This is a genomic window from Streptomyces sp. NPDC001002 (assembly GCF_053599215.1).
The window spans coordinates 1-22,346 of record NZ_JBSFLV010000147.1; the positions used below are offsets into that span (position 1 = coordinate 1).

At 71.8% G+C, this 22,346-nt stretch carries 14 protein-coding genes; 11 read left to right on the forward strand and 3 right to left on the reverse strand.

What is annotated here, in order from left to right:
* Positions 1–136 precede the first annotated feature (136 nt).
* The 4 genes from ACWDR3_RS39385 (at position 137) to ACWDR3_RS39400 (ending at position 6,728) form a co-directional block, all read left to right on the forward strand.
* Positions 137–649, forward strand: a complete 513-nt coding sequence (locus tag ACWDR3_RS39385) for a hypothetical protein (protein WP_450357408.1) — start codon at positions 137–139, stop codon at positions 647–649.
* Positions 650–978: 329 nt separating this feature from the next.
* Positions 979–2,469: a VCBS repeat-containing protein gene (locus tag ACWDR3_RS39390; protein WP_450357409.1), complete on the forward strand. Its 1,491-nt coding sequence runs from the start codon at positions 979–981 to the stop codon at positions 2,467–2,469.
* 130 nt (positions 2,470–2,599) lie between these two features.
* Positions 2,600–6,292, forward strand: coding sequence for a LamG-like jellyroll fold domain-containing protein (locus tag ACWDR3_RS39395; protein WP_450357410.1), 3,693 nt, complete (start codon positions 2,600–2,602; stop codon positions 6,290–6,292).
* 19 nt (positions 6,293–6,311) lie between these two features.
* Entirely contained in the window at positions 6,312–6,728 is a 417-nt protein-coding gene (locus ACWDR3_RS39400; protein WP_450357411.1) for a cobalamin B12-binding domain-containing protein, read from the forward strand.
* Between the two features lie 89 nt (positions 6,729–6,817).
* On the opposite strand, the gene ACWDR3_RS39405 is transcribed toward ACWDR3_RS39400, so the two are convergent.
* Together ACWDR3_RS39405 and ACWDR3_RS39410 are read right to left on the reverse strand one after the other, a co-directional pair.
* A complete protein-coding gene (locus ACWDR3_RS39405; protein ID WP_450357412.1) occupies positions 6,818–8,503 on the reverse strand; it encodes a DUF5691 domain-containing protein in 1,686 nt (561 codons plus the stop codon).
* 88 nt (positions 8,504–8,591) lie between these two features.
* Entirely contained in the window at positions 8,592–9,947 is a 1,356-nt protein-coding gene (locus ACWDR3_RS39410) for an SWIM zinc finger family protein (protein WP_450357413.1), read from the reverse strand.
* A gap of 156 nt (positions 9,948–10,103) precedes the next feature.
* Between ACWDR3_RS39410 and ACWDR3_RS39415 the strand changes: the two genes are divergently transcribed.
* The 6 genes from ACWDR3_RS39415 to sucD all read left to right on the forward strand — a co-directional run bounded on the left by ACWDR3_RS39415 (position 10,104) and on the right by sucD (position 19,200).
* Positions 10,104–11,234 (forward strand): ATP-binding protein, encoded by a 1,131-nt coding sequence (locus ACWDR3_RS39415; protein WP_401713874.1) that lies wholly within the window; start codon positions 10,104–10,106, stop codon positions 11,232–11,234.
* Between the two features lie 250 nt (positions 11,235–11,484).
* Positions 11,485–14,085 carry a DUF5682 family protein gene (locus ACWDR3_RS39420; RefSeq protein WP_450357414.1) on the forward strand — a complete coding sequence of 867 codons (2,601 nt, stop codon included), beginning with the start codon at positions 11,485–11,487 and terminating at the stop codon, positions 14,083–14,085.
* 232 nt (positions 14,086–14,317) lie between these two features.
* Positions 14,318–15,475 (forward strand): VWA domain-containing protein, encoded by a 1,158-nt coding sequence (locus ACWDR3_RS39425; RefSeq protein ID WP_450357420.1) that lies wholly within the window; start codon positions 14,318–14,320, stop codon positions 15,473–15,475.
* A gap of 200 nt (positions 15,476–15,675) precedes the next feature.
* The gene (locus ACWDR3_RS39430; RefSeq protein WP_450357415.1) at positions 15,676–16,617 is read left to right on the forward strand and encodes a hypothetical protein; all 942 of its coding nucleotides are present in this window, start codon (positions 15,676–15,678) and stop codon (positions 16,615–16,617) included.
* A gap of 499 nt (positions 16,618–17,116) precedes the next feature.
* Entirely contained in the window at positions 17,117–18,295 is a 1,179-nt protein-coding gene (gene sucC, locus ACWDR3_RS39435) for an ADP-forming succinate--CoA ligase subunit beta (RefSeq protein WP_450357416.1), read from the forward strand.
* Between the two features lie 20 nt (positions 18,296–18,315).
* Complete coding sequence (sucD, locus tag ACWDR3_RS39440) at positions 18,316–19,200, forward strand: succinate--CoA ligase subunit alpha (protein WP_450357417.1); 885 nt, start codon at positions 18,316–18,318, stop codon at positions 19,198–19,200.
* A gap of 159 nt (positions 19,201–19,359) precedes the next feature.
* Here sucD and ACWDR3_RS39445 read toward each other — a convergent pair whose 3' ends face one another.
* Complete coding sequence (locus tag ACWDR3_RS39445; RefSeq protein ID WP_450357418.1) at positions 19,360–20,481, reverse strand: helix-turn-helix domain-containing protein; 1,122 nt, start codon at positions 20,479–20,481, stop codon at positions 19,360–19,362.
* A gap of 96 nt (positions 20,482–20,577) precedes the next feature.
* On the opposite strand from ACWDR3_RS39445, the gene ACWDR3_RS39450 reads away from it, so the two are divergent.
* Complete coding sequence (locus tag ACWDR3_RS39450) at positions 20,578–22,251, forward strand: cell division protein PerM (protein ID WP_450357419.1); 1,674 nt, start codon at positions 20,578–20,580, stop codon at positions 22,249–22,251.
* Positions 22,252–22,346: the final 95 nt, after the last annotated feature.

Consider the following 22,346-nt stretch of genomic DNA (forward strand, 5'->3'; position numbering starts at 1 on the left):
CGGTCAAGGGGTATTGCGCATTTGTTTCGGTCGGTTTAACGTCACCGACGACCGCTGAAGTTACGCATTATCACCGGAGGACCGATGCCAACGAACCGCGCCCAAGGGACGTACCCGTCGTCGCGCCACCCGCAAGGTGTCCGCGCCCGCCGGTTCGCCCGCGGGAGCGGAGGCCGCCGTGGTGACGGTCGCCGAGACCGCGCCCGAGCGGCAGCCGGAGGCGGCTCCGCAGGCAGCGGCTCCCGCACCGGCCGAGCAGCCCGAGGCGTCCGCCGACAGCGCCGCCCCGGCCCGTCCGCGCCGCCGTGCCGTCCGCAAGGCCACCGCGCCCACCGCGTCCGAGGAGGCGGCCGTCGTGGTCGTCCCGTCGGCGGAGGCGCCGGCCCCGGCCGCCGGGGAGTCCGCGGAGGCGGGCACCGAGGCTCCGGCGGCCGAGAAGACGGCCCGGAAGACGGCCAAGAAGGCCACGGCGAAGAAGGCCGCGACCAAGACGACCGCCACCAAGAAGACCGCGGCCAAGAAGACGGCCGCGAAGAAGGCGACGGTCAAGAAGGCGGCCAAGACGGCCACCGCCAAGAAGTCGGCGTCGAAGAAGACGGTGGCGGCGGAGCAGTCCCCGTCCGGTGTGTCGGTCTCCACGGAGGACTGACGCGCTCACCGCGCAGTGCGATTGGCGGCCCACCCGGTTCGTACCGGGTGGGCCGCCCTGTTTTTCTGCGACGTCGTCCTGCGGCCTCGTCCCGCGATGCCGCTCTACGGCCGTACAGCGGCGCGATGTGTCCCGGATCTGCACGTTGTAAGCGCTGTCTGTTTGGTTGCTGTGTCGTTTGTCACCCACTGAGAAGCCTTGGACACGTTGTGACGCATGTGCATGTCACATGAGACTGCCTCGATCTTCTTATGTTTTTTTCATCTGGGGGAAAACGGGTGGCAAAGTCGGGGAAAGTGTGGCGGCGTTGTGCTGCCACAACGCTGTCGGTGCTGTTGCTGACGCTCGGGCTCGGCTCAGGGGGGACACCGGCCGCCGCGGCCGTCGCCTGTCCGTCGGGGGTCGACTCGGACTTCAACGGTGACGGAGCGCGGGACACGGTCATCACCGACCCGGAGGCCACCGTGGACGGGGTGGCACGGGCGGGCGCGATCCACATCGTCTACGGCGGCGGCAAGGGCACCTTCCTGGTGACCCAGGCGCTCGCCGCGGTGCCGGGCGCACCGGAGACGGACGACCGCTACGGGTTCTCGACCGCCGTCTACGACGCCAACCTCGACGGCTGCAGCGACCTCGTGGTCGGCCTGCCGTACGAGGACATGGGCACGGTCCGGGACGCCGGTGACGTCCAGCTCCTGTACGGCGCGACCGGCGGCCTCACCACCGGCGCCGCGCCCGTCGAGTTCTACCAGGGCGCCGACAAGGCGCTCGGCGGCGCCCTGGAGCTGAACGACTGGACCGGATTCTCGGTCGCCGCCGGCAAGACCTCGGCGGGCACGCCGTACCTGCTGATCGGCAGCCCGGGCGAGGACCTCGGCACCGTGCCGGACGCCGGGATGATCAGCTACGTCCACGGGACGGCCCGGACCGTCGTCACCGTCACGCAGAACACCGAGGCCGGCGGCGCGGTGCCGGACGCGGCGGAGGTGAACGACCGCTTCGGGTACGCGCTCGCCGCGAGCCCGACCCACTTCGCGGTCGGTGCTCCCGGCGAAGGCGCGGGTGCCGGGCCTTTCGCGGGCATCGCCAACATCTTCAGCCACACCCTCGTCTCCGGATATCCCGCCCCGCAGGGCCTCATCGCCCAGAACCGGCCGGGTGTCACCAGCGAGCCCGAGATCGGCGACGGGTTCGCCACCTCGCTCGCGATGGTCCCCTACCGGCCGGCCGGGGCGACCTCCACCACCGAGTCGCTGCTCGCCGTGGGCGTGCCCAACGAGGACACGGCCGGCGGTGTCGACTCCGGCGTCGTCCACATCTTCCGGGTGCCCGCGACCGGCGAGCTCACCGAGCTGGCGTACGTCGACCAGGACGCGGAGGGCATCGACGGGGAGGCCGAGACCGGTGACTTCTTCGGTCAACGGCTCGCCGCGGTGAACACCGCGCCCAACAGCACCACCACCGGCACCACCGCCCGGCTGGCCATCGGTGCGCCGGGTGAGGAGTCCACGGAGGAGCACCAGGACAAGGGCGGCGTCCAGATCGTCCCCATGGTCGGCGCCCCCTCCGCCTCGGACCACTGGATCGACCCCGGATTCGGCATCGGCGCCGTGGCCGCGCCCCGGATGCTCACCGGGATGAGCCTCGGGGCCACCCCTTCCGCGCTGTACGTGGGTGTGCCCTACGGTCCCGCCGAGGCCCGCGCGGTCTACGGCTTCTCCTGGAACGTGGCCGACGGCGGGGCCCCGACGCAGACCTTCAAGCCCGGCGAGGGCGGCCTTCCCGCGGGTGGCGTGGCCTTCGGCGCGGGCGTGCGGTGACGGCGGCGTGGCTGACATGAATCGACGGGATCAGAGGGATCCGCGGGATCAGCAGGGTCGGATGGGCCCGCTGGATCGACGGGATCGACACGATCAGCGGGATCAACAGGATCGACGGGGGAGTGGACGCGTGTCCGCAGACAGATCTGGGCCGACGCCCCGGGTGCGGAGAACCGTGCGCCGGGCCGTCCTCGCCGGCGCGCTGGCCGGTGCCGTACTGACCGGCACCCTGGCCGTCCTGCCGGAGGGCACCGGCGGCGCGGGAGGGGCCGGCTCCCCGGCGCCCGTGGCGGCCGACCGGCCGATGGCGACCGAGCAGGAGGCCCTGTCCGCCGCCAAGGAGAGCGGCGAGCGGACCGAGGTCGTCGGACTGCGCACCGAGCGCCGGGAGATCTTCGCCGAGCCCGACGGCACCTTCACCGCCCGCGAGTACACCGAGCCGGTGCACACGGTCCGCGGCGGCAAGTGGGTCGACGTGGACGCCACGTTGGTGAAGCGGGCCGACGGCGACTGGGGGCCCAAGGCCGCCACCGTCGACCTGGTCTTCTCCGCGGGACAGGCAGGCAAGCCCTTCGTGGAGATGCGCCGGGCGGGCCGTGAACTGGCCCTGAGCTGGCCGTACGGCAAGCTGCCCGCGCCGGTCGTCGAGGGCGACACCGCCACCTACGTCGACGCCCTGCCCGGTGTCGACCTGACGGTGCGGGCCGAGGCCGACGGCTTCGGTCATCTGCTGGTCGTCAAGACGCCGGAGGCGGCGGCCGACCCGAGGATCGCCAGGCTCGACCTCGGTCTGGACACGGACGGCCTCAAGGTCACCGAAGGTGCCGGCGGCGCCATCGTGGCGGAGGACGCCGTGGTGGGCGGCACGGTCTTCCAGGCGGGCAAGCCCGGAATGTGGGACTCGGCCGCCGTCGAGGAGGCCGCCGCGAAGAGCCAGGCGCAGGGGCCCAAGGGCGTCGCCAAGGCACTGAAGGCCGCCGCGGCCGAGACGAGCGGGACGGCTACGACAGCTGCGCCGACCGGGACGGCCAAGGCCGGTCCCCAGGCCGCCGAGACCACCGAGGCCGCTCTCGAAGGCCCCGGCGGTGGCGGACGCGTCGCCCCGCTCGACGTCGAGGTGGGCAAGGACAAGCTGACCCTCGTCCCCGACCAGAAGCTGCTGACCGGCGAGGACACCGTCTTCCCCGTCGTCATCGACCCGATCCAGCGCACCACTTCGCGCACCGCCTGGACCGGCGTCATGTCCGGGATGCCGAGCGAACAGGACTGGAAGTACTCGGGCAGCGCGGGCGTCGGCAAGTGCCCCACCGACTACAACCCGGTCTCCTGCAACGGCGTCGGCAGCCGCCGCGTGATGTTCACGATGCCGCTCTCCTTCTACAAGGGGAAGCAGATCCTGGGCGCGACCTTCTCCGCCCGGGTCGAGCACATCTACAGCGCCACCCCGACCGCCGAGCCCATCCAGCTCTACCGGATCGGCGGCCAGAACTACAGCGTCAACTCCTCCAGCAACTGGTCCAACACCTCGGACGACTGGGACGACTACCTCCAGACCGTCGACAAGGCGATCTCCCCGACCTCCTGCTCCAGCCAGGCCAACCTGCACTTCGAGAGCGGCGCCTCCGGTGAGCTGACCAGCGAGGTCAAGACGGCCGCCGCGGGCGGCTGGAACTCGATGACGCTCGGTCTGCGGGCGGCCGACGAGTCCCGCTTCGCGGAGTGGAAGCGGATCTGCGGCAACGCCTATCTGTCGATCAAGTACAACAACCTGCCCCGGCAGATCAAGACGTCCGAGATGTTCACCGACCCCGGTGGTGTCTGCAAGTGGGGTACGGGCCGCGCGTACACCGATGTCCCGCCCAAGCTGCAGGCCATCGCCAGCGACCCGGACCACGGCGCCGGCAAGACCGACAAGGTGAAGGTCGAGTTCAAGGTGGAGTGGGGCGGCACCACCCCCGGTTCGTACACGTACACCACCCCCGACTGGCTCTCCCCGACGGAGAACACCCGGTTCACCCACACCGTGAAGTCGTCGATCCCGCAGAACACCACCATCTTCTGGAGTGCGCGGGCCTACGACGGTGACGGCTACGGACCGTGGAGTTCCACCGGCACGCAGCGCTGCGAGTTCACGTACGACAAGACATGGCCCGGCAAGCCGGTGGTGGTGTCCAAGGAGTACCCGGCCGACACCGTCTACCACGACGGCGTGGGCACCTACGGCACCTTCACCTTCTCGCCCAACCGCAACGACAGCATCCCGGACACCGACGTCGTGAAGTACCAGTACTCCTTCGACGGGGCTCCGTTGAAGGACGCGGTGCCGGCCGCGGCGGGCGGGACGGTCTCGGTGCAGCACATGCCGACCCGGGCCGGCCGCCATGTGCTGGAGGTCGTCGCCGTCGACAAGGCGGCGCACGCCAGCAGCACCCCGTACCACTTCCTCGTCAGCGAGGGCGCTCCGGTCGTCGCGCAGTGGAACCTCGCCGACAAGGCGGCGGGACCCGGCGAGGACGGCACCGAGGAACCGGGTGCCGGTGAGGCCCACGACGAGACCGGCGAGTTCTCGGCCACGGCCGGCAGTGCCGTCGCCTTCGAGGTGGACGGACCCGGTGGCAAGGCCGACCGGGCGGCCCGCTTCGACGGCAGCGCCGAGTCCTACCTCGACGTCAGCGAGACCGTGCTCGACACCGCGAAGAACTTCAGTGTCAGCGCCTGGGTGCGGCCCACCTCGCTGGACAAGGACATGACGATCATCAGCCAGGACGGCACCGGCGAGCCCGGCTTCACCCTCGGCTACGACGCCACCGAGAAGACCTGGAAGTTCGCCGTCCCGGTCAACGACGTGGACTCGCTCGGCGAGTGGAAGGCCGTCTCCACCGGAGTGTCCGTGGTCAAGGACCAGTGGGTGCTGCTGACCGGTGTCTACGACGGGCAGAAGAGCGACGGCCCGGAGCTCAGGCTCTACATCAACAAGGACTCCAAGGGCGTCGCCAAGCGCCAGTCCACGTGGGCCTCGCACGGTCCGCTGCAGATCGGCAGGGCCTCGGCCAAGAGCGGCTACCGCGACAACTTCACGGGTGACCTCGCCGAGGTCCGGGTCTTCGACCGGGTCCTGCCGGCCGCCCAGGTCGCGGAGTTGATGACCGTCAAGCCGGAGCGCAAGGGCTACTGGCAGCTCGACGCGGCGAGCGGCACCACGTCCGCCGAGACCGGCGGCGGCCAGGCACTGACCCTGGCGGGCAACGCCCACGTCTACCGTCCGGCCGACCTGTTCGACGACGCGCCGCTGGTCGGCGAGGGCAATCTGGTCCTGGACGGCGACGGTGACTACGCGTCCACCGCCACCGCCCCGGTCACCGGCAACACCAGCTTCACCGTGAGCGCCCGGGTCCAGCTCACCTCGCTCGACCCGGAGAAGTCGCAGACGGTGCTGTCGCTGCCGGGTGCCAACGCCAACCGGGTCCAGGTCCGTTACGCGGCGGACATCGGCCAGTGGGAGCTGGCGGTCGCCAGGACCGACGTGGCGGCCCCCGAGATCGTCCGCTTCAGCGACGGCGAGGAACTGCCCGACACCGGCGGCTCCGGCCAGCATCTGGCGGTCGTCTACGACGACGCCGCGCGGCCTGCGGCGCGGTGGTGCGGCGACCTCGTTGCGGCTCCCGTCGCGCGAAATATGCGCTACGAACGTGTCCCACCGTGTGATTTCCCCCTCGGTCTCCCTCGCGAAACTGCCGCTTGCGGGATGCTGGAGATAACGTTCGTTCACTTGCTGGTAGGTCGGTACCCATGCCGGTACACATGTCGGTACGGATGGATGTAGTCGCTTCATGGAGGCAGTGATGGCTGTGGCAGCCGGTCCGATCCGCGTCGTGGTGGCCAAGCCCGGGCTCGACGGGCACGACCGAGGAGCCAAGGTGATCGCGCGGGCGCTGCGCGATGCCGGTATGGAGGTCATCTACACCGGGCTCCACCAGACTCCCGAGCAGATCGTCGACACCGCGATCCAGGAGGACGCCGACGCGATCGGGCTGTCCATCCTGTCCGGCGCGCACAACACGCTCTTCGCCGCGGTGATCGACCTGCTGAAGGAGCGGGACGCGGCGGACATTCTCGTGTTCGGCGGCGGGATCATTCCGGAGGCGGACATCGCGCCGCTGAAGGAGAAGGGGGTCGCGGAGATCTTTACGCCGGGGGCGACTACGCAGGCGATCGTGGACTGGGTTCGGGTTGCTGTGCGGCAGCCGACGGGGGCGTAGGTCGTTTTTCGGGTGCGGGTCGGTTGTGGTGGCCGTCCCTGGGGGCTGCGCCCCCAGACCCCCGCTTCGGCCCTGAAGGGGCCTCGTCCTCAAACGCCGGACGGGCTGGATTGGCCTGACCTGCACTCCAATTCCTCCGCCATCCTCGCCCGCAACCGCAAGGTCGTGACCAGGCGTTGGAACGCCTCCGCCCAGTAGCCGCCCGCTCCCGGTGACGCGTCCTCCGCCTCCTCCGGTATGGATGTCAGGCCCTCCAGACGGCCTGCCTGTCCGGGGTCGAGGCAGCGTTCGGCCAGGCCCATGACTCCGCTGAAGCTCCAGGGGTAACTCCCCGCGTCCCGTGCGATGTCGAGTGCGTCGACCACCGCTCGCCCCAGCGGCTCGGACCACGGAATCGCGCACACTCCGAGCAGCTGGAACGCCTCCGACAGCCCGTGTGTCGCGATGAACCCGGCGACCCAGTCGGAGCGTTCGGCGGCGCTCAATGTGCCGAGCAGCTTGGCGCGCTCGGCCAGGGAGACGGCTCCCGGGCCGCCGGCCTCGGGCGCGGAGGGCGTGCCCAGCAGCGCCCGCGCCCACTCGGCGTTTCGCTGCCGTACCGCGGCCCGGCACCACGCCGCGTGCAGGTCGCTCTGCCAGTCGTCGGCCACCGGCAGCGCCACCAGCTCCTGGGGCGTACGTCCACCCAGCCGCGCCGGCCAGGTCCCGAGAGGGGCCGCCTCCGCCAACTGGCCGAACCACCACGACCGTTCACCCCGGCCCGCCGGGGCCTTGGCGACCACGCCGTCGCGCTCCATGCTCGCGTCGCACTCGTGCGGGGCCTCGACGACGACCGTCGGCGTCTCTCGCATGGGGTCAACGGTCACGCAGGCCCCGGCCCTGACCGCCATCCGTCCGGCGAGCGCCGAGTCCGGCAGCGCGGAGAGCAACTCCGCCGCCGTCGCCCGCACGTTGCGGCTGCGGTCGGCCAACGCCTGTTCCAGGAACGGCTCGTCCTGCGGGCCCAGACCCGACCGCAACGAGTCGAGGAACATCAGGCGATCCTCGGCCCGCTCCGTCGGCCAGGTCGTCGTCAGCAACTCGCGTGCGGTGGCGGGTGCGTGGGCGCGCAGGGCCGACAACAACGCGACCCGTTCGGCGAACAGGCCCTCCTGCCAGAGCCGTCGGGTGCCCTCCTCGTCGTCCGGAGCGGGCAGCGCCGCACCTCCGCCCGGCGTCGCGCGCAGGGCGAAACGCCAGTCCGGGTTCAGCCGGGCGAGCCACACCGCGCGCGACCCCGCGAACGTCAGCGCCGCCGGCCGCAGATCCGTCCGCCCGCGCGCCGCGTCCAGCAGGGCGGGCAGCAACTGCGCGGGTGCGCCGAACCCCCGGGCGTTCGCCGCCGCGAGCCACTGCGGCAACAGCTCCATGAGGTCGGGTGCCGTGCCCCTGCGGCCCCCGCCACCCGCGCCGGGGCGGTCGGCTAGCAGCAGCGCCAGCCTGCGGGCTGCCGGGGCGGGCAACGCGGGGCGCGAGTCCTGCGGGGCGGGTTCGGGGCGGGGGGCCGCCTGCGCCGGGCGCAGGCCGGCTCGACGGCGTACGGTCTCGACGGCCGCGGCGTCGAGCAAGGCGACGGGCGCCGGGCGGACGTGTCCGTCTCCGGGTTCGTGTCGGTGGGTCGGCGGGGTGCGCCGGTCCGTTCCGAGGAGCGCTGCTGTGACCAGTTCTTCCCAGTTGTTCGGCGCGGACTTGTTTGTGGAGGTGGGCTCAGCCGTGGCACCGGGTGTGCTGCTCATGTGGTTCCTCTCCGTGTAGTGCGCGTGGAGGGCGTGGACGTGGACGTGAGCGACGGGGTGCGCCGCACCTGAATCCCGTTCCGTTGGGTCAGCACAGCGTCACCGCCTCTTCCGTGCCCTCCGTCCAGGCCGTCAACGGCGTGAAGCCTCGGTGGCCGCACTCGCCGAAGACCTTGACGGGGGTACCGCCCGAGAGGGCGATCAGGCGCCAGAGGCCGGGGCGGGAGCGGGCCGTGGGGGTGAGGGGGAGCGCGGTGTCCGTGTCGGCGTCCACGAGTTGCCAGCCGTCGCTCGCGGGGGTGGGTATGACGCGGTCCAGGGTGATCGGGACCGAGTCCAGCCAGGGGTCGTCGCGCAGTGCCTCGCCATAGCGCGCGGCGGCCTGGGTCGTCGTCACTCCTGGCGGGCGTATCGCGGCGGGTGTTGGCGGTGCGAACTGTTCGCCGAGCGCCGCCCGGGGCTGGCCCGCGCCCGGATACGCGGCCACTTCCGCGTCCAGGGTCAGGCCCACCGGCAGGGCCAGTTCGGGGGCGCGGCCGGCGGCGCCGTAGGAGAGGAGCAGGGCCGTGCGGTCCGAGTCGGCGCCGTAGAGCCAGATGCGGCGGGTCGTCAGACGGGCGTCGGCCGTGTCGTACTGGGCCAGGACCAGCCAGCGGTCGCGCAGCGGTGGGCCGTCCGCCGAGTTGGGGAGACCGATACGGGAGCGGACCGTGGCCGCCAGGGACTCCGGCAGCCCTTCGCGGTGCAGCCAGGCCTGGTCGAGGAGGTGGAGCAGCGCGCACTCCTCCAGCAGCCGCACCGGCCAACCGGGACCGGACGACGGGATCGCCCCCAACTCCCTTACCCGCGCGGCCAGTCCGGGTGCCTGGGCGTCGACCATGCGGGCCGCCGTCTCCTCCCACAGCGCGTACCCCGTCTGCTCCGCGCTGGCCAGGCCACCGCGCAACAGGTCCGCAAGGCGCTGCTCCAACTCCGTCGCGCCCGCGGTGATCCGCTCGGCCCGGCGCTCCGCCCGCCGCCGCGCCGCCTCCGGATCAGCGGATCCCGGCGCGGAGTCGGAGCCGGCCGCTGTCCGCTTCTCCTCGGTGCGTTTCCTTCTCCCCTCTATCCACTCCTCCGCCCAGTCCGGCGGTGCGCCCGGCGCCACCGCGCCGTCCTCGCCCGCCCACAGCAGCAACAGCCCGAGCGCGTGTTTGCACGGGAACTTCCGGCTCGGACAACTGCACTTGTACGCGGGCCCGGAGGCGTCCGCGATGTCGACGACCGTCTGATACGGCTTGCTGCCACTGCCCTTGCACAGCCCCCACACCGTCCCCTCCTCGCCACTCCCCGCCTCGGACCACGGCCCGGCCGCCCCGAGTTTGCTGCCCGCTTTGCGTGATGCGGCGTCAGGAGCCAGTGCCAGCACCTGATCCGCGCTCCAGCGCACCCCCACCTGAGTCATGACATCGAAGGTAGAGCCCGGCACTGACAATCGGTCCGCGAGCGGTTCGGCGGGCGGGCAGGTGCGGGTGTTTCCGCAGGTCAGATCGCGTTGTCAGTGGCATGGTGCACGGTGGACACCAGATCCGAACCGGCCGAGCTGGAGGGGGCCTCAGCCATGACTGTGTCCGTAGAACCCGCGTCCGTGCGTGCGAGCGAGAAGCCGTCGAACGAGCCGTTGCGGCCGCACGCCGAGCACGCCTTCGCCGATGAACTCGCCGCACTGGCCGCGCAGGACGACCGCCCGCGCCCGGCCCGCTGGAAGCTGTCGCCGTGGGCGGTGGCGACCTATCTGCTCGGCGGCACACTGCCGGACGGCACGGTGATCACGCCGAAGTACGTCGGCCCGCGCCGCCTGGTCGAGGTCGCCGTCACCACCCTCGCCACCGACCGCGCCCTGCTCCTGCTCGGCGTGCCCGGCACGGCCAAGACCTGGGTGTCCGAGCACCTGGCCGCCGCCGTCAGCGGTGACTCGACGCTGCTCGTGCAGGGCACGGCGGGAACGCCGGAGGAGGCGATCCGGTACGGGTGGAACTACGCGCAGCTGCTCGCCCACGGCCCCAGCCGTGACGCCCTCGTGCCCAGCCCGGTCATGCGGGCCATGGCGGAGGGGATGACGGCGCGGGTGGAGGAGCTGACCCGTATCCCCGCCGACGTGCAGGACACGCTCATCACGATCCTGTCCGAGAAGACGCTGCCGATACCGGAGTTGGGGCAGGAGGTGCAGGCGGTCCGCGGCTTCAACCTGATCGCGACGGCCAACGACCGGGACCGCGGGGTCAACGACCTCTCCAGCGCCCTGCGCCGCCGGTTCAACACGGTGGTGCTGCCGCTGCCGGAGAGCGTCGAGGCCGAGGTCGACATCGTCTCGCGCCGCGTCGACCAACTCGGCAGCTCCCTGGACCTGCCGTCCGCACCCGACGGTATCGACGAGATCCGTCGTGTCGTCACGGTCTTCCGCGAGCTGCGCGACGGGGTGACGTCCGACGGCCGTACGAAGGTGAAGTCGCCGAGCGGCACGCTGTCGACGGCGGAGGCGATCTCCGTCGTCACCAACGGCCTTGCCCTGGCGGCCCACTTCGGCGACGGCGTGCTGCGGGCCGGCGACGTCGCCGCGGGCCTCCTCGGCGCGGTCGTCCGCGACCCGGCGGCCGACCGCGTGATCTGGCAGGAGTACCTGGAGGCGGTCGTGCGGGAGCGCGACGGCTGGACGGACTTCTACCGGGCCTGCCGAGAGGTGAGCGTGTGACGAACGACCTGGGGTGGGGGCGCTCCGGCGGGGGCCAGGGATCGGGTGGGTCGGGTGGATCCGGCGGGAGCGGTGGATCAGGGGGGTCTGCCAGCTCTGGTGGGTTGGGCGGGGCTGGGGCTTCGGGGGAGTTGGGCGGTGAGGTGTGTGCGGGGTGCCTGGCCGGTGGGGGTGGTCGGAGCGACGGGCACGGACGCAGGGGGCGGAGGGGACGACTGGGACGGCCAGTTCGGCGAGGGCAACGGGGTCGATGGGGGCGGCGGTGGCTTCGATGGCAGGGCGGGAGGCGGGGGCGGCATCAGAAAGGCGTACGGCGGACGAGGTCGGCGAGTGTGGTGAGGAGGGGGACGTTGTGACGGGCCTTGAGGCTGAGCGGGGTGGCAGTGGGAGTGGGGCGGTCGGCGAGCGGCCGTTGCTGCTGGGCGTACGGCACCACGGGCCGGGTTCGGCGCGGGCCGTGCGGGCGGCGTTGGACGCGGGCCGGCCGCGGGTCGTGCTGATCGAGGGGCCGCCCGAGGCCGACTTCCTGATCCCGTTGGCCGCCGAGGAGGACATGCGGCCGCCGGTCGCCCTGCTCGCCCATGCCGTGGACGAGCCCGGCCGCTCGGCGTTCTGGCCGCTGGCCGAGTTCTCGCCGGAGTGGGTGGCGATCCGCTGGGCCCTGGAGCACGAAGTCCCGGCCCGCTTCATCGACTTGCCGGCGACGCACACGCTGGCATGGGAGAAGGGGGCGGAGGACGGGCTTGACGAGACGCCTGACGAGACGTCCGACGGGACCCCGGACGCCGACTCACAACAGCCCCTCGACGCCTCCGTCCGGGTCGATCCGCTCGCCGTGCTCGCCGAAGCCGCCGGTTACGACGACCCCGAGCGGTGGTGGGAGGACGTCGTCGAGCACCGGGGGGTGGGCGAGGGGGACGCGTTCGCGCCGTTCACCGCGCTGGAGGAGGCCATGGGGGTGCTGCGGGAGACCTACGGCGTCGGGGGACACGACCGGGATCTCGTGCGGGAGGCGTACATGCGGCTCCAAGTGCGGGCCGCGCAGCGTGAGTTCGGGGACGACGTGGCTGTCGTGTGCGGGGCCTGGCATGTGCCGGCGCTGCGGCAGCGGACGGCTGTCGCAGCCGACCGGGCGCTGGTGAAGGGGCTGCCCAAGGTCAAGGCGGACATGACGTGGGTGCCGTGGACGCATCGGCGGCTGGCGCGGGTCAGCGGCTACGGGGCGGGGATCGACTCGCCCGGCTGGTACGGCCACTTGTTCAGCGCGCCGGACCGGCCGGTCGAGCGGTGGCTGACCAAGGTGGCCGGACTGCTGCGGGACCAGGACCGGCTGGTGTCCTCGGCGCATGTCATCGAGGCGGTGCGGTTGGCCGAGACGCTCGCCGCGATGCGCGGTCGTCCGCTGCCGGGGCTCGGTGAGACGACCGACGCCGTGCGCGCGGTGATGTGCGAGGGCTCGGACGTGCCGCTGGCATTGGTGCACGACCGGTTGGTCGTGGGGGACGTGCTGGGGGAGGTGCCGCGGTCGGCGCCGGCGGTGCCGTTGCAGCGGGACCTCGACCGGATCCAGCGTCGGCTGCGGCTCAAACCGGAGGCGTTCGAGCGGGAGTTGGAGCTCGATCTGCGCAAGGAGACCGATGCGGGGCGCAGCAGGCTGCTGCATCGGCTGCGGCTGCTGGGCATCGGGTGGGGCGAGTCGACGGCCTCGCGGGGGAGTACGGGGACGTTCCGGGAGACGTGGCGGCTGCGGTGGGAGCCGGAGCTGTCCGTGCGGGTGGCCGAGGCCGGGGTGTGGGGCACGACCGTGCTGGGCGCCGCGACGGCGAAGGCCGAGGCGGACGCGGTGGGGGCGCAGGGCCTCGCCGATGTCACCGGGCTCGCGGAGCGCTGCCTGCTGGCCGAACTGCCCGACGCCTTGCCCGTGGTGATGCGGGTCCTCGCCGACCGGGCCGCGCTCGACGCGGACGTCGGTCATCTCGCCCAGGCCCTGCCGGCCCTGGTCCGTTCGCTGCGGTACGGCGATGTGCGCGGCACGGACACGGGAGCCCTGGCCGGGGTCGCCGCGGGCCTCGCCGAACGCATCTTCGTCGGCCTTCCCCCGGCCTGCGCCGCCCTGGACGCGGACGCGGCCGAGGAGATGCGCCGCCATCTGGACGCGGTGCACGGGGCGGTGGGGTTGTTGGCCGACGTGCCTGTACGGGGGGATGCGGAGGGTGGCTCTGCAGTAGGGAGGGCGGAGGAGGACGACGAGTCCGCCGCCGGGGATCGGGCCGTTGGGGCTGCCCTGCGGGGGCGTTGGCATCGCGTGCTGCGGGTGTTGGGGGTGCGGGACACCGTCGCGGGGGTGGTGCGGGGGCGGGCCGTGCGGTTGCTGCTGGACGAAGGGGAGTTGGCGCAGGACGAGGCGGCACGGCTCATGGGGCTCGTGCTGTCCCCGGGGACGGCGCCGGGGGACGCGGCCGCGTGGATCGAGGGGTTCGTGGGCGGCGGCTCCGGCGGCGGGATGCTGCTCGTGCACGACGAGCGGCTGCTCGGACTGGTCGACGCCTGGCTGACGGAGGTGCCGGCGGCGGCGTTCACGGACGTGCTGCCGTTGCTGCGGCGGACGTTCTCGGCGTACGAGCCGGGGGTGCGGCGGACCCTCGGTGAGCTGATCCGGCGTGGGCCCGGCCGGTCGGGGCATACGGCGGTGACCGGTTCCGGGATACCCGGCTTCGCGGCCGAGCTCGATGCGGGGCGCGCGGACGCCGTACTGCCCGTGGTGCGGCTGCTGTTGGGACTCGACGGCGTGGATGGTGCGGGCGGCGTGGTCAAGGACGCGGACGACAACCTTGTGGGGGTGGCTCGATGAGGACCGACGGGCGGGCGCAGGCGGGGCAGCGGGGCGATGAGGTGGACGCCGGTGGACGCGTACCGGGGCACAAGTGCAAGCAGGGCACGGCGACTTACCGTCGGCCGACGACGACCGTGAGGGTGGTCCCGTTGTGGGACCGGCGCCGTACGGAGGTGCGCGGATGAGCACCGGGACGACGGACACGGGAGCGGGAACGGGAGCCTCGACGGGTGCGGCAACGGAGGCCCCGATGAACCCGGACCCGACCCAGGAGCGGCTTCGGCGTTGGCGGCTTGTGCTCGGCGGGGACGCGGCCGACGGCACCGGGTGCACGTTGTCGGGGCAGGACGCGGCGATGGACGGGGCGTTGGGTGCGCTGTACGGGAAGGGTGAAGGGGCGGCGAAGGCCGGGCGGGAGCGTTCGGCGGGGCTCGGGGCCTCGGCGCCGTCGGTGGCACGTTGGCTCGGGGACATCCGGACGTACTTCCCCTCCTCCGTCGTGCAGGTGATGCAGCGGGACGCCATCGACCGGCTCGGGCTGTCCGCGCTGCTGCTCGAACCGGAGATGCTGGAGGCGGTGGAGGCCGACGTGCACCTGGTCGGCACGCTGCTCTCGCTCAACAAGGCGATGCCGGAGACGACGAAGGAGACGGCACGGGCGGTCGTACGCAAGGTGGTTCAGGACCTGGAGAAGCGGCTCGCGACCCGCACCCGGGCCACGCTCTCCGGCGCCCTGGACCGCAGCGCCCGTATCAACCGGCCGCGCCACCACGACATCGACTGGAACCGCACGATCGCGGCCAACCTCAAGCACTACCTCCCGGAGTACGGGACGATCGTGCCGGAGCGGCTCATCGGGTACGGGCGTGCCTCCCAGTCGGTGAAGAAGGAAGTCGTCCTCTGCATCGACCAGTCGGGGTCGATGGCGGCGTCCGTCGTCTACGCGTCGGTGTTCGGGGCGGTACTGGCGTCCATGCGGTCGATCAACACCCGGCTGGTCGTCTTCGACACGGCGGTCGTCGACCTCACCGACCAGCTCGACGACCCGGTCGACGTGCTGTTCGGCACGCAGCTCGGCGGCGGGACGGACATCAACCGGGCGCTCGCCTACTGCCAGTCCCAGATAACTCGCCCCGCCGAGACGGTGGTCGTGCTGATCAGCGACCTCTACGAAGGGGGGATACGCGACGAGATGCTGAAGCGGGTCGCGGCGATGAAGGCGTCAGGGGTGCAGTTCGTGGCGTTGCTCGCGCTGTCGGATGAAGGGGCACCGGCGTACGACAGGGAGCATGCGGCGGCGTTGGCCGCGCTGGGCGCACCGGCGTTCGCGTGCACGCCCGACCTCTTCCCGGAGGTGATGGCGGCGGCGATCGAGAAGCGGCCGATACCGGTGCCGGACACGGCGTGACGGTTCGGCAACTCGCCTGCGGGACAGGTGACTTGGCAGGCGACTTGTCGATCCGTTGACACCGACAGGGGCGGCAAAACGGACATGAGTATCCATCGGTAACAGGGGGCTTGCGCAACCTCGGGAGGGGCGTGCAAGGATCGACGCCCGTCAGCGGTGCGCCGAGTGTCGCCCGCCCGCATCGGAGGACCCGCCCCCAGTTGAACCGGCCCGCAGTACTGCCCGCTGCCGCTCTGCGCGTGATGCGCACGGCGGTTGGGCGGCGTGCGCTGCAAGTGGCCTTGCTGGTGGGTGGGTTGTTCGTGGCCGGGCTCCTCTGCGGGGAGCAGGCGCAGGCGGCGGACGGGGTGACCTCGGGACCGTCGGCGCGATCGTTGACGGTCAGCTCGTCGGTGCACGCGGTCGGGCAGTTGCTCAGCCCGCGGGCGCCGGCTGAAGTGAAGCCGACGATGCCGAAGAAGTCGGCGCGGACCGTTGAGCCGGTCAAGCCGGTGAAGCCCGTCGCGGTGGTCGATCACGTCGTCCGGACCGTGAATGCGGGGGTCCTGGAGCCGGTCGGCGGAGTCGTGCGGGCGGTGACCGACGAGGTGGCCGAGGTGACCGCGCAGATACCGCCGCTGGCGTCGTTACCGACCCTCCCTTCGGTCCCCGACCTCCCCACCCTGCCTACTCTGCCCACGGTCCCCTCGCTCCCGACGGCTCCCGAAGCGTCGGGACAGACGTTGCCCGCGCCCGTCGCGCAGGCGCCTCAGCCGGATGGGGCCGGGCATGCGGCGGGCGAGGTCTCGGGCAAGGGACGTAGCAGCTCGGCCGGGACGAGGACTGGGGTCGGCGCGATGGCGTACGGCCCGGTGTCCGTCGTAGCGGCCGGAGGCGTCAGGCACGTCTCGGCGGTGAGCGATGGTCGGCGGGTTGCCGGTGCCGGGTATGCGCCCGTGCGTCAGGCGCCGGGCGGTGACCCGAGCGATGACGCGGCGGGAAGCCGTTCGGGCGTCGACGGTGGTTCCTCGCGGCACGGTGACGCGCATGCCGTCGCACTGAGCCACCGGGTGCCGTTGCGGTTCGTGGCCGGTGCCGCCGTGCGGTCCGACGCGGCCGAGCTCCGGGACAGGCACCGGGACATCCCGGTCTCCCCCGCGTAGAGCAGAACCCTCCGGGGCCCTTCCGGCCCCTCTGCTCCCCCCTCCCTTTCCCTCTCCTCCCCTGTAGTCCCTCTCCCTTTTCTTTCTGCTGCCTGCTGCCGTTTCTCGACTCCGCGGGTCCTGAGCCAGGACGACCGAAAACCGTCGGTCGGTCCGGCTGACATCCCGCGGTCGGAGGCGGGTGATGCCCATTGGGGTGGGTGTCACCCGTTCCGCGCCCCTCGGGGCGGTACAGGGGGCCCCACCGGGTCAACCCCAGCCCGGTGGGGCCTCACGCGCGGCACGCCGTGCCAGTGAGGGCGGCATCATGTGACAGGTATCACCGCTCAGGTGTGACCCTCGATTTAGGGGCCCTCCGCAAGCAGCGATAACCTGCGAGACGGACATGCCGCGCGCTCGGTCACCGTGTGCGCCTCCCTTGTGACAGCGGACGTCACGTTGCCCTTCGCGGCACGCCCACGCATCCAACGAACCGCGAGATCACTGAGGACGGAAGCGCGTGGACCTGTTCGAGTATCAGGCGAGGGACCTCTTCGCCAAGCACGATGTACCGGTGCTGGCCGGTGAAGTCATCGACACGCCTGAGGCGGCCCGCGCAGCCACCGAGCGGCTCGGTGGCAAGTCCGTCGTCAAGGCCCAGGTGAAGGTCGGCGGCCGCGGCAAGGCCGGTGGCGTGAAGCTCGCCGCCACCCCGGACGAGGCCGTCGCGCGTGCGACGGACATCCTCGGCATGGACATCAAGGGCCACACGGTCCACAAGGTGATGATCGCCGAGACCGCGCCCGAGATCGTCGAGGAGTACTACGTCTCGTACCTCCTCGACCGCACCAACCGCACCTTCCTCGCCATGGCGTCCGTCCAGGGCGGCGTGGAGATCGAGGTCGTCGCGGAGGAGAACCCCGAGGCCCTCGCGAAGGTCCCGGTCGACGCCAACGAGGGTGTCTCGATCGAGAAGGCCCGCGAGATCGTCGCGCAGGCGAAGTTCCCGGCCGACGTCGCCGAGCAGGTCGCCGAGATCCTGGTGACGCTGTGGGACACCTTCGTCAAGGAGGACGCCCTCCTCGTCGAGGTCAACCCGCTCGCCAAGGTCGCGTCCGGCAAGGTCATCGCCCTCGACGGCAAGGTGTCGCTCGACGAGAACGCCGAGTTCCGCCAGCCGGAGCACGAGGCGCTGATCGACCACGACTCCGCCAACCCGCTTGAGGCGGCCGCCAAGGCTAAGAACCTCAACTACGTCAAGCTCGACGGCGAGGTCGGCATCATCGGCAACGGCGCGGGTCTCGTCATGAGCACCCTCGACGTGGTCGCGTACGCCGGTGAGAAGCACGGTGGCGTGAAGCCGGCCAACTTCCTCGACATCGGCGGCGGCGCGTCCGCGGCCGTGATGGCGAACGGCCTGGAGATCATCCTCGGCGACCCCGACGTCAAGTCGGTCTTCGTCAACGTCTTCGGTGGCATCACCGCCTGCGACGAGGTCGCCAACGGCATCGTCCAGGCGCTGCAGCTGCTCGCGGACAAGGGCGAGGGCGTCACCAAGCCGCTGGTCGTCCGTCTCGACGGCAACAACGCCGAGCTGGGTCGCAAGATCCTCTCCGACGCCAACCACCCGCTGGTCCAGCGCGTGGACACCATGGACGGCGCGGCCGACAAGGCCGCCGAGCTCGCGGCTGCGAAGTAAGGGACGAGGGACTAACAGCCATGGCTATCTTCCTCAACAAGGACAGCAAGGTCATCGTCCAGGGCATGACCGGTGCCACGGGCATGCGGCACACCAAGCTCATGCTGGCCGACGGCACGAACATCGTCGGCGGCGTGAACCCGCGCAAGGCCGGCACGTCCGTCGACTTCGACGGCACCGAGATCCCGGTCTTCGGCACGGTCGCCGAGGCGATCGAGAAGACGGGCGCGAACGTATCCGTCCTCTTCGTACCGCCGGCCTTCGCCAAGGCCGCGGTCGTCGAGGCGATCGACGCGGAGATCCCGCTCGCGGTCGTCATCACCGAGGGCATCGCTGTGCACGACTCCGCCGCGTTCTACGCGTACGCGGTCGCGCAGGGCAACAAGACGCGCATCATCGGTCCGAACTGCCCGGGTCTGATCACCCCCGGTCAGTCGAACGCCGGCATCATCCCGGGCGACATCACCAAGCCGGGCCGTATCGGCCTGGTCTCGAAGTCCGGCACGCTGACGTACCAGATGATGTACGAGCTCCGTGACATCGGCTTCTCGTCGGCGGTGGGCATCGGTGGCGACCCCGTCATCGGCACCACCCACATCGACGCGCTCGCCGCGTTCGAGGCCGACCCCGACACCGACCTGATCGTGATGATCGGTGAGATCGGTGGCGACGCGGAGGAGCGGGCCGCGGACTTCATCGCGAAGAACGTGACCAAGCCGGTTGTTGGTTACGTCGCTGGCTTCACCGCGCCCGAGGGCAAGACGATGGGCCACGCCGGCGCCATCGTCTCCGGTTCCTCCGGCACGGCCGCGGCGAAGAAGGAGGCCCTTGAGGCCGCGGGCGTCAAGGTCGGCAAGACGCCGACCGAGACGGCGAAGCTCGCGCGCGAGATCCTGGGCGGCTGAGGTACCTAGCTGCAACGTTGGTGGGCTCGCTCTGTGGGTTGGGGCGGGCCCACCAACGCGTTCGGGGGTGCCGGGTCGGGTTGTCGGGCGGGTGCGGGTTCGTTGTGGCTGGTCGCGCAGTTCCCCGCGCCCCTTAAAAGCAGGTCGGCAGGGTCGGAGTCAGCGACTCAGCGGAAGCAGTCTCTCCGGGCCGCTCGTCATCTCGCCTCGCAGTTTCTCCCGGAGCTCTACCTCCTCGTCCGACAGAGAACCCGGCGCCACCCGGGGTGGCACTCCCTGCACCTCCGCCCCCGGGGCGATCGGCGGCTCATAGTGCGTGGGTGCCGTCCGCGCGGCCAGCGCAGTCGTGCCGATCAGGGCGACCGTGAACGCGATAGCCGCCCGCGTCCAGAAACGTGCCCTCCGCTCACTCCCGTTCCGCACCGCCGGCGGCCGAGCCGCACGCAAGCGTTCCGTGGAGGCGACCTCGGCCAGGCGTCGGTGCAGCACGGCGGGGTCCGCCAGCTCCGGCAGACACGCGGCCAGCGCCTCGCGCGCGTGCAGCAGCCGGTTCGCCGTCGCCGGTGTGCTCGCCTCCGTCTCCGCCGCCGTCTCGGGCAGGTCGAGGCCGACACCGTCGTAGAGCATGAGTGTGCGGCGGTGGGGGGTCGGGAGTTTGAGGAGTGCGGTCAGCAGGGCGCGGTCGGCGGCGTCCGGGGGTGGCGGCTCCGGGTGGCGGTAGCGCGGGCGGAGGCGGTGCCAGGGGGAGAGCGCGTATTCGTACGCCGTCGCCCGCACCCAGCCCGCCGGGTCGCGGTCGACCGCCACCTCGGGCCAGCGCTGCCAGGCGAGTTGGAAGGCCCGCTCGACCGACTCGCGCGCGAGTTCGCGGCGGCCGGTGAGGAGATAGGCCTGGCGTACGAGGGCGGGGGCGCAGAACGCGTAGAGCGCGTCGAAGGCCTGAGTGGGCGTCAGGGGGGTTGCGGGAGCGGCGGCCGGCTCGGGCTCTGGCTTTGGCTCTCGCTCTGGCTCTGGCTTTGGGGGTTTTTCCAGAGACACCGTCACCGTGGGGCGGCTTGCCGGTTCCTGACGGGGCTTCGGGCGGTCGAGCGAGGCCAGCAGTTTCGCGTACGCCTCCCGTTTGTCGCCGCGTGGAGTCGTGCGGCCTGTCTCCCAGGAGCGGACCGTCTCGCGCGAGACGCCGACCCGTTCGGCGAGCTGAGCCTGTGTCAGCGAGCCGGACTCGCGCAGGCGTCGGCGTTCCTTGGGTGAGGGGAGGGGGGTTGCAGGGCTCTGCGTCACAGGACGCCCCTTCGTACGAAAAAGTACATAAATATATATTGGGCGACACTTCGGAGGTTCGCCTGTTACGACGAAAAAGCGCGTGTCGTTGGGAGCATGACGGGCGTGATCCAGATGACCGCTCGTCGATCGCCGTTGTCGTCCCTGCTCACCCGGATGCTCGACCGATCACCCGGACTGGCTGCGAGCCTCTTGGGTGGCGTGCTCGCGGCCGGGCTCGGGCTCGGGTCGTTCGCCGTGCTCGTGATGGTGCTGTGGATCAGTTCGCCGTATCCCGACAGCGGGCCCGGGGGCGCGCTGCATGTCGCGGCGGCGCTGTGGCTGCTCGCGCACGGCGCCGAACTGGTCCGTACCGACACGCTCTCCGGCGTTCCCGCGCCGGTCGGTGTCACGCCGTTGCTGTTGCTCGCGGTGCCTGTGTGGCTGGTGCATCGGGCTGCGCGGGATGCGGTGGACGGGGGCGGGGGAGACGGTGAGGACGACGGCGATGGTCCGCCCCTTGTGGCCGGGCGGACGGCGTGGGTCGGGGTCGTGGTCGGGTATCTCGGCGTGGGTGCGGCTGCCGCGTTGTACGCGGCCGGCGGGGAGTTGCGGCCGTCCTGGGCGTGGACCGCGGTGTGTGTGCCGACGGTGGTCGTGGTCGCGGCGGGGGTGGGGGTGTGGACGGCGTACGGGCGTCCGCGGGATGTCGCCGACGGGGTGCTGATTCTGCTGCCGGCGTCCGTGCGGCGGCTGGTGCTCGGGGTGGAGGCGCGGGAACGGCTCGGGGTCGCCGTGCGGGCCGCGTCGGCCGGGGTGGCGGTGCTGGTCGGGGGTGGGGCGTTGTTGCTGGGGGGCTCGCTGGTGTGGCACGGCGGGGTGGTTCGGGGGTCGTTTCTGCAGTTGACGGAGGGGTGGTCGGGGCGGTTCGCGGTGTTGTTGCTGTGTCTGGCGTTGGTGCCTAACGCGGTGGTGTGGGCGGTGGGGTACGGGTTGGGGCCGGGGTTCGTGTTGGGGGCGGGGCATGTGGTGGGGCCGTTGTCGTCGGACCCCGCGCCGTTGCTGCCGCCGTTTCCGTTGTTGGCGGCGGTGCCGGGAGTGGGGGTCGGGGGGCCGTTGGAGTGGGCGGTGGGGGTGGTGCCGGTGGTTGCGGGGGTGGTGGTGGGGTGGTTTGTGGGGCGGGGGGCCGGTGCGGGTTCCGGTGCCGGTGCTGGGAGCGGGGGTGGGAGTGGTGTCGGGGTTGGGGTGAAGGCGGGGGTCGGGGTGCGGAGTTGGTCGCGGGGGCGGACTGCTGGGGTTGGTGGGGTGGCTGCTGTTCTGGGTGGGGGGATGGTTGCGGGGCTTGCGGGGCTTGCGGGTGGGCGGCTTGGGGTGGGGGCGTTGGCTCAGTTCGGGCCGGTGTGGTGGCAGGTGGGTGGGGTGGCGGTTGTGTGGATGGCGGGGGTGGGGGTGCCGGTGGCGTTGGGGGTTCGCGGGTGGCGGGGGCGTGAGGTGGGGGCGGGGTTTGGGGTGGCTGCGGTTGTGGGGTGGTTGGGGATTCGGAAGGGGGGCGGGGGAGTGCGGGGGAAGGAGGAAGCGGGGCTGGAGGTGGGTGGTGTTGTTCTGCCGGAGGGGGTGCCGGTTCAGGGGGGCGGGGTTGGGGTGGTGCGGGATCAGCGGGGGGACGATGCGTTGGAGGCGTATGACCTGTTGCCGGCTGAGCCGGTGGAGGGGGGTTGGCATGATGACGCTGCGCGGGAGGCTCGGTGGGCTGCGCTTCGGGAGGCGGCGGATGGTACTGACGGGACTTGATCGCCCCCGCCGCCCCTACCCGTCCCATCCCAGGGGCGCTGCCCCTTCGACCCCGCCGGGGCTCCGCCCCGGACCCCGATCGGCCCTGAAGGGGC